Below are 17,148 nucleotides of genomic sequence, written 5' to 3'. Positions count from 1 at the left end.
CACGCGCACCCGCCACACCTGATCGCCCCCGACCCCTGGGCACCCCGGCCAACCCGGCGGAGCGACCTAGCATGGACGGGTGCAGACGCTGCCCGCCCACGCGGCCCACCACGACGACCACGAGATCGAGACGATCGAGGAGTTCGACGCGACCGTCTCGGCACGGGGCACCCTCGCCGGATTCCGCGTCCAGGCCGTCGATCTGACGGACCGTACGCGTGAACTGCTCGCCACCGACACGGCGGAGGCCGTCTTCCTCGGCTGCCCGATGCGCCCGGAGGCGGCGGCGAAGATACGCACGGACGGCGCCCTGGTCTTCCCACCCGTCCCCGGTCTGCCCTTCGACCCGTACCGGGGCCTGCTCTACTCCCCCGACGAACTCTTCGCGTCCCTGTCCGACGGCGGCTACGAGGCCACACCCGACGCCCGCGCGTACGCCTGGTTCCAACGCACCAAGGCCGACCGGGACGTCTACGCCTCCATGCTGCGCGCCGTCCACGACGACTCCGTCTCGGACGCCCTCGACGAACTCCTCTCCAAGGCCCGGGTGGTGGGGGTGATGGGCGGCCACGCGATGGCGCGCGGCGCCGAGGAGTACGAGGGCGCCGCCCGCCTCGGCCGCACCCTGGCCCGCTCGGGTCTCACGGTCGCCACCGGGGGTGGTCCGGGCGCGATGGAGGCGGCGAACGTGGGCGCCTACGCGGCCCCGTACGGCGACGAGATGCTCACCGAGGCGCTGCGACTGCTGGCGAAGGCACCGATGTTCACGCCGTCGATCACCGACTGGGCGAGCGCCGCCTTCGAGGTGCGCACCCGCTGGCCGAGGGGCGGCGCCTCCGTCGGCATCCCCACCTGGTTCTACGGCCACGAGCCGCCGAACCCGTTCGCCTCGCACATCGCCAAGTACTTCGCCAACGCCACCCGCGAGGACGGCCTCCTCGCCCGCTGCGGCGCCGGCGTCGTCTTCCTGCCCGGAGCCGCCGGAACCGTTCAGGAGATCTTCGACAACGCGACCCCCAACTACTACGAGTCACGCGGCGAACCGACCCCCATGGTGCTCGTCGACCGGGCCCACTGGACGGAGAGGCTGCCGACCTGGCCACTGCTGCGATCGCTGGCGCGGGGCCGTTCGATGGAGGCCCGGATCGCGTTGGTCGACCGGATCGAGGAGGTGCCGGAGGCCTTGGCGCGTCTCGGGGACCGTTCAAACACTTCTGGGGACCGTCCAAACACTTCTTCGGATTGACATCGCTTATGGCGCGCTTATAAACCTGTGAGGCACATGGGGAAGCCGCTCCCCCAGCGGCCCTCCGTCACCCCCACTCCCCTGTGCTTCCCTTGAAGGGCAAACGTGTCCATATCTCCCCGTAGCGCGCGGACTTCGCGCTCCATCGGTGTTGCTTTCGCCGCCGCCGCACTCGTGCTCGGTGTCGCGGGCAACGCCATGGCATCCACCATCAAGGACTTCTCCGCGGTCGCCGAGTGCGAGGGCGACACGGGGGTCATCCGGGTGACCGACGTGGACCCGCTGGGCGTCAAGGCCGAGATCAGCGTCTACCTGGAGAACAACGGGGCCGACCTGCGCATGGTCGGCACCCGGACGATCGTCGACTCCACCGCCAAGGGCGTCACCGTCACCTTCGACGAGGACTGGGAGCCGAACGCCGAGTACCGCATCCACGTCAAGGCGGAGGACTACGTCGACGAGGACCTGCCGATCCTGGTGGCCCCCGCGGAGGCCTGCCCGGCCGAGGCCATCACCCCGCCGGCCGCCGAGAAGGCCCCGAAGAAGCCCTCGACCGACGAGAAGACGGACAAGGACAAGAACAAGGACAACGGCAAGGACGGAGACAAGGAGACGGGCAAGGAGACGGGCGGGGACGAGGGCGAGCCGTCCCGGACCAAGACGTCCCCCACCGCGTCGGAGTCCGAGGGCACCGCGACCGCGGGTTCGGACGGCGACAACGCCCCCTCCCCCGAAGGCGACTCCGACCTCGCCGAGACCGGCGCCGACTCCAACACCGGCACGATCGCCGGCGCCGCGGCCGCCCTGGTCGCCCTCGGCGCCGGTGCCGTGTACTACAGCATGCGGCGGCGTGGGGCCTCCACACGCTGATCCCTGTTCCCCAGGGCAGTGGCCCGTGCCCCTTCACCACGGGGTACGGGCCACCCGCCGTTCCGGGGCGCGCTCACCCGAACGTGGCCCGCTCCAGCCAGAAGTCCAGCAGCTCCCGGTCCCCCAGCACCTGCAACTCACCACCGTCCGGCGGTAGTCGGCGGTAGAAGGCGAGCAGTACCTCGGTCAGCGGGCCGCGCAGCGCGACCGTCGCCTTCTCATGGCCGCGCCGCCAGCGCACCACGTCCTCGGTCAGCTCGACCACCCTCCCCCACCCTTCGGGCGAGGGGACCCCCATCTCGCTCCGCTCGGCGCCGACCTCGGCGGAGGTGTCGGTGGCGTGAAGGTGGATGCTGCGCCCCGGACCGCGCAGTTCGGCCGCCTCGTCGTGCGGCATGGTCCGCTGCACGAACTCCACGATCTCCAGCCACTCGTCGATCGCGTCGGCGGCGATCTCCGGTGCCACCTCGACCGCCCGTCCGACGGTGAGCGCGGCATCGGCTCCGTGGACGACCTGCTCGTGGGCCATCCTGCGGGCCCAGAACCCCGCACTGTGCTCCCACCCCCACGACCACACGGGCGCCTCGGGGCCCGCCTCGCGCAACGTGGCCACGGTCATCTCGCCGGTCTCGGCCAGCCAGGCGTCCAGCGCGGCCGGGTCCCCCTGCCGCTCCGGTCCGTCGTACAGCGGGACGTCCGCCTCCGGGACCTCCTCCTTCGCCCGGGTCCGTACGTTCAGTTCGACCCAGCGCAGGGCGCCGCCGGTGTGCCGCAGCAGTTGTTCCAGCGACCAGTCGGGACAGGTCGGCACGGTCGCCGACAGATCCGCGCCGGAGGTCACCAGGTCCCGCAACTTCCTTACCTGCAGCTCGATCTCGGCACAGTAGCGCTCATGCCGCGCCCGGGGTTCTTGCGTACGCATCGCCATGGTGCCGCACCTTATGCGGCGGGACCGGCCCCCAGCACCACGATTTCGGCCGCGTCGAAGCGCACGCCGACCTCGTCCCCGGGCTCCGGCGCGTCCCGCAGCGCGCACGCCGCCTCCAGCCGTGGTGCGCCCTCCGGCTGGAGGTGCAGGGCGACATGCGTGCCCCGGAACGTGCGCGCGGCCACCGTGCAGCGCAGCCCGTCCGCCACGTCCACCAGTCGTACGCCGGCGGGCCGCACGAGCAGCGCGCACGCCCCCTGCGATGAGCCCTCCGGGACCGGTACCTTGCCCCACGCCGTGTCCGCCGCCTGCCCGGTCACGGTCGCGTCGACCACGTTGTCGAAGCCGAGGAAACGGGCCACGAACTCGTCGGCCGGTCGCCGCCACACCTCGAGGGGCGTACCGGACTGGGCGATCCGCCCGTCCCGCATCACCACGACCCGGTCGGCCAGCGCGAACGCCTCGCCCTGGTCGTGCGTGACCGCCAACACGGTGGTCCCCAACTCGCCGAAAAGCTCCCGGAGTTCGACGACCAGACGCTCCCGCAGCGATCGATCCAGCTGGCCGAGGGGCTCGTCGAGCATCAGCAGCCGGGGGCGCGGCGCGAGGGCCCGGGCCAACGCCACCCGCTGCTGCTCGCCCCCGGACAGCTCCCCGACGCGCCGGCGCGCGGCCCCGGGCAGCCCGACCAGCTCCAGCAACTCCCGTACCCGTACGGCGCGTTCGTCCTTCGCCGCGCCGTGCATTCGGGGTCCGAAAGCGACGTTGCCCGCCACGTCCCGCTGCGGGAAGAGCTGGTGGTCCTGGAACATCAGGCCGACACCGCGCTTGTGGGCGGGCACGCCGCGCTGGTCCTGCCCGTCGAGCGAGACCCGTCCGCCGTCGAGGAGCTGGAGCCCGGCGACCACCCGCAGCAGCGTCGACTTGCCACTGCCGCTGGGCCCCAGCACGCACACGATCTCGTGCTCGGCGACCTCCAGGTCGACCGCGTCGAGCACGGACCGCCCGTCGAACCGTACGGTCGCGTCCTCAAGCCTGAGCAGCACCATCAGAACTCCCCCGTCCGATCGGTACGGAGGCGTTCCAGCACCAGCAGGGCCACCGCGCACACCACCATCAGAATCGTCGAAAGGGCCATCGCCTGGCCGTAGTTGAGCTCGCCGGGCCGTCCGAGCAGCCGTGCCACGGCGACCGGCAGCGTCGGATTGTCGGCGCGCGCGATGAAGACGGTCGCCCCGAACTCCCCGAGCGACACGGCGAAGGCGAACCCGGCCGCGACCAGCAAGGCCCGCCGCACCAGGGGCAGGTCGACCTCGCGCCACACCCGCCACGGCGACGCCCCGAGCACGGCCGCCGCCTCCCGCAGCCGTTCGTCCACCGCCCGGAGGACGGGCAGCATGGTCCGCACCACGAAGGGGACGCCGACCAGGGCCTGGGCGAGCGGTACCAGGATCCAGGACGACCGCAGGTCCAGCGGCGGCTCGTCCAGCGCGATCAAGAACCCGAAGCCGACGGTCACCGCGGACACCCCGAGCGGCAGCATCAGCAGCGCGTCGAAGCCCCTCACGAGCCGGCCCGCCCGCCGGGTGAGCGCGGTGGCGGCGAGTCCGCCGACGAGCAGGGCGATGGCGGTCGCGGCGGCCGCGTAGCGCAGCGAGTTCCCGACCGCTTCGATCGGCGGGACCAGGAAGATTCCGCTCTCGTCACTGGTCAGCGCCTTGTAGTAACCAAAGCCGGGTGCGTCGAGCGACCGCTCCACCAGCACGCCCAACGGCAGCAGGATCAGCACGACGACCGTCACGAGGACCACGCCCAGCAGTGCCCACTGCCCGGCCCCGCGCGGTCGCCGGGCGGTGAGCGAGGCGTCCACCAGACGCAGGGCGGTCTCCCGCCGCCGGACGGTCCAGGCGTGCACGGCGAGGATCAGCCCGACCGCGGCGAACTGCACCAGCGTCAGCACGGCGGCGGTGGACAGGTCGAAGATCTCCGAGGTCTGCCGGTAGATCTCCACTTCGAGGGTGGAGAACGTCGGCCCGCCGAGGATCTGCACCACCCCGAACGAGGTGAAGGTGAAGAGGAAGACCATCAGCGCGGCGGCGGCCACGGCGGGCGCGAGCGCCGGGAGGGTCACCTTGCGCCAGGCCGCGAACGGGGACGCGCCGAGCATCCGCGCGGCCTCCTCCTGCCGCGGGTCGAGCTGCGACCAGAGCCCGCCGACGGTCCGGACGACGACGGCGTAGTTGAAGAACACATGCGCGAGGAGGATCGCCCAGACCGTCGTGTCCAGCCGTACGCCCCACAGCTCGTCGAAGAGCCCGCCGCGCCCGACCAGCGCGAGGAACGCGGTCCCGACGACCACGGTCGGCAGGACGAACGGCACGGTCACGACCGCCCGCAGGAGTTCCTTGCCCCTGAAATCGAAGCGCGCGAACACATATGCGCCGGGGAGCGCGATCGCCAGCGTGAGCGCGGTCGAGACGAGCGCCTGCCAGGTGGTGAACCAGAGCACGTGCCGGATCCCGGCATCCCCCAGCACCTCCCCGATCCGCCCGAGGTGCCAGGTGCCGTCCGCCTTGAGCCCCCGGACGACGATCGCGGCGACGGGGTAGGCGAAGAAGACCCCGAAGAACACGACGGGCACCGCCATGAGACCGACCCGAGCCGCCCCGCCCGACCGACCGGGACGGGGTGAATGGGGTGAACGGGGTCGACGGGACGGACGAGATCGACGCGCTGCGGCTCGGACCGACCCGACGTCCCCAGCCGAACCGGCGCCCTCGGCCGTCTCGGCTGACTCAGCCACCTTGGCCGCCTCAGCCGCCTTGACTGCCTCAGCAGCCTTGACTACTTCAGTACGAGGGAGGTCCACGACTTGACCCACTGGTCACGGTTCTCGGCGATCTTCTCCGGCGCCATGCTCTCGGGGTCCTTCGCCGCGGGCCCGTACTCGGTGAACTCGGCCGGCACGGACGCGCCCTCGACCACCGGGTACACGAACATGTTGAGCGGCATGTCCTCCTGGAACCGCTTCGAGATCAGGAAGTCGATCAGCGCCTTGCCGCCCTCGGCGTTCTTCGCGTTGCTCAGCAGCCCCGCGAACTCGATCTGCCGGAAGCAGGTCCCCTCGGCGACCCCGGTCGGCGCGGTCTTCGGGCGCGGGTCCGCGTAGACGACCTCGGCGGGCGGCGAGGAGGCGTACGAGACGACGAGCGGCCGGTCACCCCCGGCCTTCCTGCCGTCCGTCGATCCGGAGAACTCCTGGTAGTACGCCTGCTCCCAGCCGTCGACGACCTTCACACCGTTGGCCTTGAGCTTCTCCCAGTAACCCTCCCAGCCACCGTCGCCGTACTTCGCGGCCGTACCGAGGACGAAGCCGAGCCCCGGCGAGGATGTGGAGGCGTTCTCGGTGACGAGAAGGTCCTTGTACTCGGGCTTGATCAGATCGTCGAAGGTCTTCGGCGGCTCGATCTTGTTCTTCTCGAAGTACGCCTTGTCGTAGTTGACGCAGATGTCACCGGAGTCGATGGGTGTGACCCGGTGCTCGTCCTTGTCCAACTGGTACTCGGCCCCGACCTTGTCGAGCCCCTTCGCCTCGTACGACTGGAAGAGGCCGTTGTCGAGCGCGCGCGAGAGCAGCGTGTTGTCGACGCCGAAGAAGACGTCGCCCTGCGGGTTGTCCTTGGTCAGGATGGCCTGGTTGACGGCCTGCCCGGCGTCGCCGCTCTTCAGCACCTTGACCTCGTACCCGGACTCCTTCTCGAACGCCTTCAGCACGTCCTTGGAGTAGGCGAAGGAGCCGTGGCTGACGAGGGTGACGGTCTTGGAGCCGCCGGCGCCGGTGTCGTCCGAGGACGAGCCGCACGCGGACAGCGTGACGAGCCCGAGGCCGACGACGAGAACCGTTGCTCTCCTGGTGATGCCCACTGAATTCAATCCTCCTGGAGGTGACCAGGAAGAGACGCGGCCCTGCCCGGGACCCTCGTCGCTTCGAGGGCTCCCGGGCAGGGCGCAACAGCTTGAGTGATGACCGAACTTCCTACCCAGAATGACCTGGGCGAGGTTCAGAGGGTCTGCGGCCCGGATGCCGCACTCTCAGCGCTGTGGCGCTCCCCTGTCGGAATATGAATATGTACGTACGGGTCTCAGACTACCTCTCGGTCGCCGCGAGCTGACCGCACGCCCCGTCGATCTCCTGGCCCCGGGTGTCCCGGATGGTCACCGGCACGCCGTGTGCGGCGATGGCCTCGACGAAGGCCTTCTCGTCCTCGGGCCGGGAGGCGGTCCACTTGGAGCCCGGAGTCGGGTTCAGCGGAATCAGGTTCACATGCACCGGCTTGCCCCTGAGCAGCCGGCCCAGCCGGTCACCGCGCCATGCCTGGTCGTTGATGTCCCGGATCAGCGCGTACTCGATGGACAGCCGACGCCCGGACTTGGCCGCGTACTCCCACCCGGCGTCCAGGACCTCGCGCACCTTCCACCGGGTGTTCACGGGGACGAGGGTGTCGCGCAGTTCGTCGTCCGGCGCGTGCAGGGAGATGGCGAGCCGGCACTTGAAGCCCTCGTCGGAGAACCGGTGGATGGCGGGCACCAGTCCGACCGTGGACACGGTGATCCCACGCTGCGACAGCCCCAGCCCGTCTGGCTCCGGATCGGTGAGCCGGCGAATGGCCCCGACGACCCGGTTGTAGTTGGCGAGCGGCTCGCCCATCCCCATGAAGACGATGTTGGACAGCCGCGCGGGCCCGCCGGGAATCTCACCGTCCCTGAGCGCCCTCATCCCGTCCACGATCTGATGGACGATCTCGGCGGTGGACAGATTCCGGTCCAGCCCGGCCTGCCCGGTCGCGCAGAACGGACAGTTCATCCCGCATCCGGCCTGCGAGCTGATGCACATGGTGACCCGGTCCGGGTACCGCATCAGCACCGACTCCACGAGCGTCCCGTCGAACAGCCGCCACAGCGTCTTGCGCGTGGTCTCCTGGTCCGTCGACAGATGCCGCACGACCGTCATCAGCTCCGGAAGCAGCGCCTCCTGGAGCTTCGTCCGCGCACCCGCGGGGATGTCGGTCCACTGCTCCGGGTCGTGCGCGTACCGCGCGAAGTAGTGCTGCGACAGCTGCTTGGCGCGAAACGGCTTCTCCCCGATCGCGGCAACAGCCTCCTTCCGCTCCACAGGCGAAAGATCAGCAAGATGCCGCGGCGGCTTCTTGGCTCCGCGGGGGGCGACGAATGTGAGTTCTCCGGGCTTCGGCATAACCCACCCAGTGTCGCAGATCAATTCGTATGGCCCCGGCCAGTCGTCGGCTCAGAAGATTCCGCCCACCACGCTCACGACCCACGCGCCGTAGGTCTTCCAGCGATGGGACATACGGCAGTACAACCGCGGCTTGCGTCGGCCCGCCTGGTCGATGAGTGCCTTGCACCAGCGGCACTGCAGATCGCCGTGATACCTGCCGTCGTCCCCCACTCGCGCTCTCCCCATGGACAGGAACCCTATCGACGTCTGCCGCTCTCGCGAGGGGCTACGGCAATGGGCCCCGCCCTGGAACCAGGACGGGGCCCACTCACCTCAGCAGGTTCGACCGACGATCAGCCCGAGCCCACGAACAGCACCAGCAGCAGCCAGACCACCGGGGCCGTCGGGAGCAACGAGTCCAGGCGGTCCATGATGCCGCCGTGGCCCGGCAGGAGCGTGCCCATGTCCTTGATGCCGAGGTCCCGCTTGATCATGGACTCGCCGAGGTCGCCCAGCGTGGCGCTGGCCGCGACGACGAGACCGAGGAGCAGGCCCTGCCACCAGGCACCGCCGTCGATGACGAACTCCATGAGCAGCGCGCCCGCGACCATGGCGAAGGCGATCGCGCCGAGGAGCCCCTCGCGGGTCTTGCCGGGACTGATGCGCGGCGCCAGCTTGTGCGTGCCGAAGCGCCAACCGACGGCGTACGCACCCGTGTCGCTGACGACGGTGAGCAGCAGGAACACCAGGACCCGCTGCGGCCCGTCGTCGGCGGCGAGCATGAGCGCGACGAACGTGGCCAGGAACGGCACGTAGAAGGCGGCGAAGACCCCCGCCGTGACGTCCTTCAGATAGTTCTCCGGCGGTTCCGTCATCCGCCAGACGAGGACGGCCAGCGCGGTGAGCGCCATGGCCACCCAGGCCCCCTCGGGCCCGCGGACATAGCCGGCGACGACCATGGCCGCCCCGCCGACCGCGAGCGGCACGAGGGGCGCCCTGATGCCCTTGCGTTCCGCCAGGCGCGAGGTGAGCTCCCACAGCCCCACCACCACGGCGACCGCTATCACCCCGACGAAGGCCGCCTTGACGATGAACAGCGAGGCGACGATGACCACACCGAGTCCGACGCCGACCCCTATGGCGGCGCCCAGGTCACGACCCGCGCTCTTCTTCTGCGGGGCGGGCTGCGGGGCGTCGGGCATGGGCTCCGGCTTCTGCGACGCCGCCCCGTGGGGCTGCGTCGACGGCGTCTCGTCGCGGAACGGGGGACCGGCCTGCCGAGCGGCCCCCCGGTCGTCGTCCTGGTTCCCGCCATGCGCGGGTACATCGGGCACGATGGGCATGGGGCGAGTCTGCTGGGCCTCAGGCGCATCGTACGTGGGACCCGCCGGGGCATGCCCCTGGACAGGTCCCCGGTCGGTCGGCGCCCAGTACCCGGCTTGTGGCGGCGCCCCCCAGGAAGAGTCGTTCATCAGACCTCGAGGAGCTCCGCTTCCTTGTGCTTGAGCAGCTCGTCCACCTGAGCGACGTACTTCGCGGTGGTGTCGTCGAGCTCCTTCTCCGCACGGCGGCCCTCGTCCTCGCCGACCTCGCCGTCCTTGACGAGCTTGTCGATCGCGTCCTTGGCCTTGCGGCGGACCGAGCGGATGGACACCTTGGAGTCCTCCGCCTTGCCCTTGGCGACCTTGATGTACTCGCGGCGGCGCTCCTCGGTCAGCTCGGGGAACACCACCCGGATGATGTTGCCGTCGTTGCTCGGGTTGACGCCGAGGTCGGAGTCGCGGATCGCCTGCTCGATGTTGCGCAGGGCCGTCTTGTCGAACGGGGTCACCACGGCCATGCGCGGTTCCGGCACCGAGAACGAGGCGAGCTGGTTGATCGGCGTCAGCGCACCGTAGTAGTCAGCCACGATCTTGTTGAACATCGCCGGGTGCGCACGACCGGTCCGGATCGCGGCGAAGTCGTCCTTGGCGACCACGACGGCCTTCTCCATCTTCTCCTCGGCCTCGAGGAGGGTCTCTTCGATCACCACTTGCTCCTGCGTGTCTTGAGTAGGCCCGGCAGCTGTACTTGGTCTGGTCGGCGGCCGGCTGCGTCGCGTCTTGTTCCTGCACGGTTCCCGACCGGCAGGACATTGTCCATCCCCCGGTCAGGCTCCGTCCCCCGGGCAGGGGAAGGACCCGGTCAGGCCCGGCTTCCCTGATCACCCACGAGAGTGCCGATCTTCTCACCCTTGACGGCCCGCGCGATATTGCCCTCCTTGAGAAGCTCGAACACGAGGATCGGGAGCTTGTTGTCACGGCAGAGCGTGATCGCGGTGGCGTCGGCGACCTTCAACTCGCGGGTGATCACCTCGCCGTAGCCGAGGGAGTCGAACCTGACCGCGTCCGGGTTGGTCTTGGGGTCGGAGTCGTAGACCCCGTCCACGCCGTTCTTGCCCATCAGCAGCGCCTCGGCGTCGATCTCCAGGGCGCGCTGCGCGGCGGTCGTGTCGGTGGAGAAGTAGGGCATGCCCATACCGGCGCCGAAGATGACCACACGGCCCTTCTCCAGGTGGCGCACGGCGCGCAGCGGGATGTACGGCTCGGCGACCTGGCCCATGGTGATGGCGGTCTGGACGCGGCTGTCGATGCCCTCCTTCTCCAGGAAGTCCTGGAGGGCGAGGCAGTTCATGACCGTGCCGAGCATGCCCATGTAGTCGGAGCGGGCCCGGTCCATACCGCGCTGCTGGAGTTCGGCGCCCCGGAAGAAGTTGCCGCCGCCGATGACGACGGCGATCTCCGCGCCGTCGCGTACGACGGCCGCGATCTCCCGGGCGATCGCGTGCACCACGTCGGGGTCGACGCCGAGGCCACCGCCCCCGGAGAACGCCTCTCCGGACAGCTTCAGCAGAAACCGGCCGCTCAATTTGCCGTCGTCGCTCTTCTGGGGCTTGGTGGTCATGGAGATCTCGCCTCTTTACGTGTCGCACATACGAAGAAGGCCATTGCCGGTGGGGTGGTGTTCGCATCCCATGCGCGGCAATGGCCTCCTCGTCAGATCTGCTGTCGTCCGCATCGCGTCACGCGCGCACGGGGCGGCGTACGCGAACGACTGCACTCGACCCTATCGGGGCCGGGCGCTGGTCGCGTAACGGACTCAGATGCCGACCTTGATGCGCGTGAAGCGCTTCAGGGTGACACCGGCCTCGTCCAGAACCTTCTGGACGGACTTCTTGTTGTCCAGCGCGTAGGGCTGGCCGAGCAGCGTGGCGTCCTTGAAGAAGCCGTTGAGGCGACCCTCGACGATCTTCGGCAGGGCGGCCTCGGGCTTGCCCTCGGCGCGGGTGGTCTCCTCGGCGACGCGGCGCTCGGACTCGACGACCTCGGCCGGCACGTCCTCCTTGGAGAGGTACTTCGGCGCGAAGGCGGCGATGTGCTGGGCGACACCCTTGGCGAGGTCGGCGTCGGCCTTGTCCAGCTCGACCAGGACACCGATCTGCGGGGGCAGGTCGGGCATGGTGCGGTGCATGTAGGCGAAGACGAAGCCGTCGGCGAACTGCGCGAAGCGGTCGAGGACGATCTTCTCGCCGAGGTTGGCGTTGGCCTCGTCGACGTACGCCTGGACGGTCTTGCCGGCCTCGATCTCGGAGGCGAGCAGGGCGTCGAGGTCGGCCGGGGAGGTCGCGGCGACGTGCGCGGCGATGGCGTTCGCGGCGGCCTGGAACTTCTCGCCCTTGGCGACGAAGTCCGTCTCGCACTTCAGCTCGACGAGGACACCGGAGGTGTTGTCGTCGGCGATGAGGGAGACCACGGCGCCGTTCTCGGCGGAGCGGCCCTCGCGCTTGGCGACGCCCTTCTGGCCCTTGATGCGCAGGGCCTCGACGGCCTTGTCGACGTTGCCCTCGGCCTCGTCCAGCGCCTTCTTGCAGTCCATCATGCCGGCGCCGGTGAGCTCGCGGAGCTTCTTGACGTCGGCGGCGGTGTAGTTCGCCATGATCTGTGAATCTCTTCTCGGAGTTCGAAGTCTCGAAGTCGGCGTCCGCCGCCGCTCGTAGGGCGGGCGCCCGCCGAAGATCTACGGGCTGCGGGTGAACGGCGGGTGGCGCGCTCGGCGCCACCCGCCGTCATGTCGACAGCCCTACGACCGTGAAGGTCAGGCCTGCTCGGCGTCCGCGGCCGGAGCCTCGGCAGCCGGAGCCTCGGCAGCGGGGGCCTCGGCAGCGGGGGCCTCGGCAGCGGGGGCCTCGGCAGCGGCCTCGGCCGGAGCCTCGGCGGCAGCCGGGGCCTCAGCGGCGGCCGGAGCCTCGTCGGCCTTCTTCTCGCCCTCGAGCAGGTCGCGCTCCCAGGCGGCCAGCGGCTCGCCAGCGGCCTTGTCGCCCTTGCCCTCGGTGGCGACACGGGAGCGGGAGATGAGACCCTCGGCGACCGCGTCGGCGATCACACGGGTGAGCAGCGTGACGGAGCGGATCGCGTCGTCGTTGCCGGGGATCTTGTAGTCGACCTCGTCGGGGTCGCAGTTGGTGTCGAGGATGGCGACGACCGGGATGTTGAGCTTCCGGGCCTCGCCGACCGCGATGTGCTCCTTCTTGGTGTCCACGATCCAGACGGCGCTGGGCACCTTCTGCATCTCGCGGATACCACCGAGGGTCTTCTCCAGCTTGGCCTTCTCACGCGAGAGGACCAGGAGCTCCTTCTTGGTCAGACCCGACGACGCGACGTCCTCGAAGTCGATCTGCTCGAGCTCCTTGAGGCGCTGCAGACGCTTGTAGACGGTCGAGAAGTTGGTGAGCATGCCGCCCAGCCAACGCTGGTTGACGTAGGGCATGCCGACGCGGGTGGCCTGCTCGGCGATGGCCTCCTGCGCCTGCTTCTTCGTGCCGACGAACATGACCGTGCCGCCGTGGGCGACGGTCTCCTTGACGAACTCGTAGGCGCGGTCGATGTACGACAGCGACTGGAGCAGGTCGATGATGTAGATGCCGTTGCGCTCGGTGAAGATGAAGCGCTTCATCTTCGGGTTCCAGCGACGGGTCTGGTGACCGAAGTGGACGCCGCTCTCCAGCAGCTCCCGCATCGTGACGACGGCCATGGCCGTTCTCCTTGAATTTCTCGGTTGTGCCGCGAGAACCGGACGGCTCCCGCGCCTGACGCCCGCGATGCGCCGTTGCCGCTGAGGACCGAGGGGCGCTGATACGGACCGTCCGACGGATCTGACGGACCTCGTACCGGGGCGTGCGAAGTCGACCCGGTGACCCGGATCGCCACCAGAAGTGTACGGGACCCGCGAGGCCCCGGGTGACGCCGATATCCACAACCGACGAGTAGTCCACAGATCCCGGCCATGATCGCGCCACTCGCGGGACGCTTCCCCCATGTCCGACGAGATGCCTGACGAGATGAGTCGCGAGATGCCTCACCAGATGCCTCACGGGGGCACATCCCCGCGACGTGTCCGCCCGTGGCGGGCCCTGCTGCTGTGCCTGCTGCCGGCGCTCCTGCTCACGGCCTGGACGACCGCGCCCCGCGCCGCCCCGGGACAGGACGCCGCCCCGGCGGCACCGGGGCCCGTAGAGCCCGCCCCGCCGTGGAGCCCGTCCCCGCCGTGGCGCGCGCCTGGCCCGTCGGCCTGCGCCCCTGGTGGCCCGGGTCTGGGAGCCTCCGCCCACCCCCTACGCACGAGGCCACCGGGGCGTCGACCTCTCCGCACCGGCCGGTTCCCCGGTTCGCGCGGTGGCCCCGGGACGCGTCGCGTTCGCCGGCCGGGTGGCGGGCCGGGGAGTCGTCTCGATCGAACTGACCGGCACCGGCGACCCGCCCCTGCGCACGACCTACGAACCGGTGCGGACCTCGGTGAAGAAGGGCGACGCGGTGACGGCGGGCACCCCCTTGGGCACCCTGGAGGCCACCCCTTCCCACTGCCCGACCGCATGCCTCCACTGGGGCCTGCGCAGAGGCGACAGCTACCTGGACCCGCTCTCACTGCTCCCGCCGTGGCTGCTCCGTCGGGGCCCTTCACGCCTGCTGCCCCTGGCGTAGCCGCAGGCGCCCGACGGCCCGACGGCCCGAACGGTCCGACCGAGAGGGCTCAGCCCCGCACACCCCGCAGAGCCATCCCCACGGCAGCCTCGGTGATCGCCGCCGGATCCTCCGCGGCCCCCAGCTCGATCCGCCGCACGGCCGCGTCCACGACTCCCTGGAGCAACATCGCGCCCAACCGGGGCTCAGCCTGCCCGAGCTCCGCCAGCGCCTCCACGATCATCGCGACGAGCCCTCCGTGCGCGGCCCGGATCTTCTCCCGCGCGCCGGCGTCCAGCTCACTCGCCGAGATCGCCACCACGGCCCGGTGCCGCCGGTCCCCGACCAGCTCCAGCTGCTTGCGGACGTACGCCTCGACCTTGCCCTCGGGCCGCTCGACCGCTGCCATCGCGGCCTCGACCTCCGCCGCCCAGACGGGAAAGTCGACCTGGCACAGCTCCTCGACGACGGCCGCGCGCGAGCGGAAGTACTCGTACACGGACGACCGCGCCAGCCCCGTACGTTCGGCGAGCGCGGGGAACGTCAACGCCTCCGTCCCGCCCTCGGACAACAACGATCGAGCCGCGTCCAGCAGGGCGGCTCGCTGCATCGACCGGTGCTCGGCCACGGAGGCCGCTCGAATCCTTGGCACGACATCCACTTTACGGACGGACCGCCACCCACGGGAGTGCCTCTCCCGACGCGCCCTGGCCGACATCCGTCCGACGGCCCTCGGACGGATGTCCGAGCTCTTCGGATGGTCGTCCGACGCCCTTCCGAGGACCATGGACGGCCTACGCCACCCACGGGGGCACGCAGCCACCGCCCTACACCCGCGCCACCAGCCCACCCCTCTACCCCGGACAGCACCCCGACATTCGGCCGGATCGAGAGGGTCAACGGCCGAAACTTGCCAGCTTCGCCCGCAGCTGCAGCACGGACTTCGTGTGGATCTGGCTCACCCGACTCTCGGTGACCCCCAGCACGTTCCCGATCTCCGCGAGGGTGAGCCCCTCGTAGTAGTAGAGCGTGACGACGGTCTTCTCGCGCTCGGGCAACGTGTTGATGGCGCGTGCCAGGAAACGGCGCAGCTCCCGGTCCTCCGCGACCTCGACGGGGTTGTCCGCGGCGGTGTCCTCCAGGGTGTCCATGAGACTCAGCCGGTCGCCGCCCTCGCCCCCGACGTGCAGCAGCTCCTCCAGAGCCACCACGTTGGCCAGCGACAACTGGCTGAAGACCGAGTGGAGTTCGTCGACCGCGATTCCCATTTCGGCGGCGACCTCGCCCTCGCTCGGGGTGCGTCTGAGTCGCGACTCCAGCGTGGCGTAGGCCCGCTCGACGTTGCGGGCCTTCTGCCGCACCGACCGGGGGATCCAGTCCAGCGCGCGCAGTTCGTCGATCATGGCGCCCCGGATCCGGGTGATCGCGTAGGTCTCGAACTTGATCTCCCGGTCGATGTCGAACTTCTCGATCGCGTCGATGAGCCCGAAGACCCCGGAGGAGACGAAGTCCGCCTGCTCGACGTTGGTCGGCAGGCCGACGCTCACCCGGCCCGCCACGTACTTCACCAGCGGTGAGTAGTGCAGGATCAGCTGCTCTCGCAGCCGGTCGTCGCCCGTCGTCTTGTACGTCCGCCACAGCTCGTCGAGTGTCGAGGGGGCGGGTGGGCGCACGGCGCCGCGAGCGGTGGAGGGTACCGCCGCCCGGTCAGACCCGGAGGTGTGCTGGGGCATTCGTCGCCTTGTGCCGTTCTGCCGTGAACTGGGGATGCCTGGGTGAGCTGTCGGTCTGATGTCGAGTTGCCTGTCCTGAGTCGGAATCCTCGTGAGCGTAGCGTGACTGAGGAGTCGCAGTGCGCGAAGGCCGAGGGATCGCCGGTGCGCAGATACGTTCCGCTGGACCGCCCACCAGGGCACGACGCTCGCGGGGTGCGACCGCTTCGGCGCGTCAACTGCCGGAAACGGCAAGGCCGTCGGTGTTCCCCCGGACGGCCGAACCCGCTCCGTCAACCCGACCTCCGATCGGGCGAGACGGAGATCATCGCCTGGCGTGTCAACTTCCAGCCGTCGCCGTGTCGTTCGACGTAACCGAGTGCGCGCAGTTCGTACAGTCTCCCGACCGCGTCGTCCACGGTCGTGCCCGCGCCGCGCGCGATCTCCTCGGGGGCCGCGCTCCCCCGCCCCGGCAGCGCTGACAGCACCTGGCGCGCGCCGGGTTCCAGCAGGTCACGGGGGAGGACGGGACCTCTGCGGTCAGGCGCCAGCTCTCCCATGTCACCCACCAGCTCGACAACTTCGGCGGCGTCAGAGACGAGGACGGCGTCACCCCGCAGCAGGTCGTGCACGCCGGCCGAGAGCGCCGAGGTGGCGGGGCCCGGCACCCCCATGGCGAACCGGCCCAGCCGCTGTGCCGCCCGTGCCGTGACCAGCGCGCCACTGCGGTAGGCCGCCTCCACGACCACGGTGCCCCTGGTGAGCGCGGCGATGACCCGGTTCCGCTGGATGAACCGGCTCGGCGTCGGGTGCTCCCCGGGCGGCAACTCCCCGACCACGAGCCCCTGTTCCGCGATCCTGCCGATCAGCTGGACGTGCCCCCGGGGATACGGCCGGTCCACCCCGCAGGCCAGCACCGCGACGGTCGCGCCGCCGACCCCGAGCACGCCCCGGTGCGCGGCGCCGTCCACGCCGTACGCGCCCCGGACACCACCACCCACCCCGCTCGGCGAGATCCGCGGCCAGGGACGCCGCCATGTGTGCGCCGTATTCCGTACAGGCCCGCGCCCCACGACCGCGACCGACCGCAATGCCCACATCCGCACGTTGGCCTTCCCCGCACCCACAACCCCAAGGGCCGCCCGTCCCCGAGATCATCA

General features: G+C 70.3%; 17 protein-coding genes and 1 riboswitch. Of the genes, 3 read left to right on the top strand and 14 right to left on the bottom strand.

Features of this window, described 5'->3' with window-relative positions:
- Window positions 1-79: 79 nt before the first annotated feature.
- Both E4N62_RS34565 and E4N62_RS34560 read left to right on the top strand, forming a co-directional pair.
- Entirely contained in the window at window positions 80-1,246 is a 1,167-nt protein-coding gene (locus E4N62_RS34565) for an LOG family protein (protein WP_230220790.1), read from the top strand.
- Between the two features lie 105 nt (window positions 1,247-1,351).
- Complete coding sequence (locus E4N62_RS34560) at window positions 1,352-2,116, top strand: LAETG motif-containing sortase-dependent surface protein (RefSeq protein ID WP_230220788.1); 765 nt, start codon at window positions 1,352-1,354, stop codon at window positions 2,114-2,116.
- Window positions 2,117-2,189: 73 nt separating this feature from the next.
- Here the strand turns inward: E4N62_RS34560 and E4N62_RS34555 are convergent, their stop codons facing one another.
- The 11 genes from E4N62_RS34555 to rpsB all read right to left on the bottom strand — a co-directional run bounded on the left by E4N62_RS34555 (window position 2,190) and on the right by rpsB (window position 13,350).
- A complete protein-coding gene (locus E4N62_RS34555) occupies window positions 2,190-3,044 on the bottom strand; it encodes a maleylpyruvate isomerase family mycothiol-dependent enzyme (RefSeq protein ID WP_230220786.1) in 855 nt (284 codons plus the stop codon).
- Window positions 3,045-3,055: 11 nt separating this feature from the next.
- A complete protein-coding gene (locus E4N62_RS34550) occupies window positions 3,056-4,090 on the bottom strand; it encodes an ABC transporter ATP-binding protein (protein WP_230220974.1) in 1,035 nt (344 codons plus the stop codon).
- A 2-nt stretch (window positions 4,091-4,092) separates the two neighbouring features.
- Window positions 4,093-5,691: an iron ABC transporter permease gene (locus E4N62_RS34545; protein ID WP_230220784.1), complete on the bottom strand. Its 1,599-nt coding sequence runs from the start codon at window positions 5,689-5,691 to the stop codon at window positions 4,093-4,095.
- A 197-nt stretch (window positions 5,692-5,888) separates the two neighbouring features.
- Entirely contained in the window at window positions 5,889-6,968 is a 1,080-nt protein-coding gene (locus tag E4N62_RS34540) for a thiamine ABC transporter substrate binding subunit (RefSeq protein ID WP_230220782.1), read from the bottom strand.
- A 91-nt stretch (window positions 6,969-7,059) separates the two neighbouring features.
- A riboswitch (TPP riboswitch) is annotated at window positions 7,060-7,167 on the bottom strand.
- Between the two features lie 24 nt (window positions 7,168-7,191).
- Entirely contained in the window at window positions 7,192-8,298 is a 1,107-nt protein-coding gene (gene rlmN / locus E4N62_RS34535; protein ID WP_184899894.1) for a 23S rRNA (adenine(2503)-C(2))-methyltransferase RlmN, read from the bottom strand.
- Between the two features lie 51 nt (window positions 8,299-8,349).
- Window positions 8,350-8,526 (bottom strand): hypothetical protein, encoded by a 177-nt coding sequence (locus tag E4N62_RS34530; RefSeq protein WP_230220777.1) that lies wholly within the window; start codon window positions 8,524-8,526, stop codon window positions 8,350-8,352.
- Window positions 8,527-8,633: 107 nt separating this feature from the next.
- Entirely contained in the window at window positions 8,634-9,752 is a 1,119-nt protein-coding gene (locus tag E4N62_RS34525) for a phosphatidate cytidylyltransferase (protein WP_230220775.1), read from the bottom strand.
- Window positions 9,752-10,309, bottom strand: a complete 558-nt coding sequence (frr, locus tag E4N62_RS34520; RefSeq protein WP_230220773.1) for a ribosome recycling factor — start codon at window positions 10,307-10,309, stop codon at window positions 9,752-9,754. The genes E4N62_RS34525 and frr overlap by 1 nt, the downstream gene beginning before the upstream one ends.
- Window positions 10,310-10,464: 155 nt before the next feature.
- Entirely contained in the window at window positions 10,465-11,223 is a 759-nt protein-coding gene (gene pyrH, locus E4N62_RS34515; protein WP_230220771.1) for a UMP kinase, read from the bottom strand.
- Between the two features lie 195 nt (window positions 11,224-11,418).
- Entirely contained in the window at window positions 11,419-12,255 is an 837-nt protein-coding gene (gene tsf / locus E4N62_RS34510; protein ID WP_184899862.1) for a translation elongation factor Ts, read from the bottom strand.
- Window positions 12,256-12,414: 159 nt separating this feature from the next.
- A complete protein-coding gene (gene rpsB / locus E4N62_RS34505) occupies window positions 12,415-13,350 on the bottom strand; it encodes a 30S ribosomal protein S2 (protein ID WP_230220769.1) in 936 nt (311 codons plus the stop codon).
- 641 nt (window positions 13,351-13,991) lie between these two features.
- On the opposite strand from rpsB, the gene E4N62_RS49770 reads away from it, so the two are divergent.
- A complete protein-coding gene (locus E4N62_RS49770) occupies window positions 13,992-14,297 on the top strand; it encodes a peptidoglycan DD-metalloendopeptidase family protein (RefSeq protein ID WP_374117130.1) in 306 nt (101 codons plus the stop codon).
- Between the two features lie 49 nt (window positions 14,298-14,346).
- Here the strand turns inward: E4N62_RS49770 and E4N62_RS34495 are convergent, their stop codons facing one another.
- From E4N62_RS34495 to E4N62_RS34485, 3 genes are all read right to left on the bottom strand, one after another.
- The gene (locus E4N62_RS34495; RefSeq protein WP_230220972.1) at window positions 14,347-14,904 is read right to left on the bottom strand and encodes a TetR/AcrR family transcriptional regulator; all 558 of its coding nucleotides are present in this window, start codon (window positions 14,902-14,904) and stop codon (window positions 14,347-14,349) included.
- Between the two features lie 268 nt (window positions 14,905-15,172).
- Window positions 15,173-16,009, bottom strand: coding sequence for an RNA polymerase sigma factor WhiG (gene whiG, locus E4N62_RS34490; protein ID WP_230220767.1), 837 nt, complete (start codon window positions 16,007-16,009; stop codon window positions 15,173-15,175).
- Between the two features lie 272 nt (window positions 16,010-16,281).
- Window positions 16,282-17,088, bottom strand: coding sequence for a DNA-processing protein DprA (locus E4N62_RS34485; protein ID WP_230220970.1), 807 nt, complete (start codon window positions 17,086-17,088; stop codon window positions 16,282-16,284).
- Between the last annotated feature and the right edge of the window lie 60 nt (window positions 17,089-17,148).

This window comes from Streptomyces sp. MNU76 (assembly GCF_020982545.1).
GTDB lineage: Bacteria > Actinomycetota > Actinomycetes > Streptomycetales > Streptomycetaceae > Streptomyces.
The sequence above is the reverse complement of the archived record's forward strand: the minus strand, read 5'-3'. Positions and strand labels throughout refer to the sequence as shown.

Bases quoted from the DNA above. Each gene is read 5' to 3' on its own strand.
- tsf (WP_184899862.1), bottom strand. From the start codon at position 12,255: ATGGCGAACTACACCGCCGCCGACGTCAAGAAGCTCCGCGAGCTCACC.
- E4N62_RS34525 (WP_230220775.1), bottom strand. From the start codon at position 9,752: ATGAACGACTCTTCCTGGGGGGCGCCGCCACAAGCCGGGTACTGGGCG.
- E4N62_RS34545 (WP_230220784.1), bottom strand. From the start codon at position 5,691: ATGGCGGTGCCCGTCGTGTTCTTCGGGGTCTTCTTCGCCTACCCCGTC.
- whiG (WP_230220767.1), bottom strand. From the start codon at position 16,009: ATGCCCCAGCACACCTCCGGGTCTGACCGGGCGGCGGTACCCTCCACC.
- E4N62_RS34485 (WP_230220970.1), bottom strand. From the start codon at position 17,088: ATGTGGGCATTGCGGTCGGTCGCGGTCGTGGGGCGCGGGCCTGTACGG.
- E4N62_RS34530 (WP_230220777.1), bottom strand. From the start codon at position 8,526: ATGGGGAGAGCGCGAGTGGGGGACGACGGCAGGTATCACGGCGATCTG.
- rpsB (WP_230220769.1), bottom strand. From the start codon at position 13,350: ATGGCCGTCGTCACGATGCGGGAGCTGCTGGAGAGCGGCGTCCACTTC.
- pyrH (WP_230220771.1), bottom strand. From the start codon at position 11,223: ATGACCACCAAGCCCCAGAAGAGCGACGACGGCAAATTGAGCGGCCGG.
- E4N62_RS34555 (WP_230220786.1), bottom strand. From the start codon at position 3,044: ATGGCGATGCGTACGCAAGAACCCCGGGCGCGGCATGAGCGCTACTGT.
- rlmN (WP_184899894.1), bottom strand. From the start codon at position 8,298: ATGCCGAAGCCCGGAGAACTCACATTCGTCGCCCCCCGCGGAGCCAAG.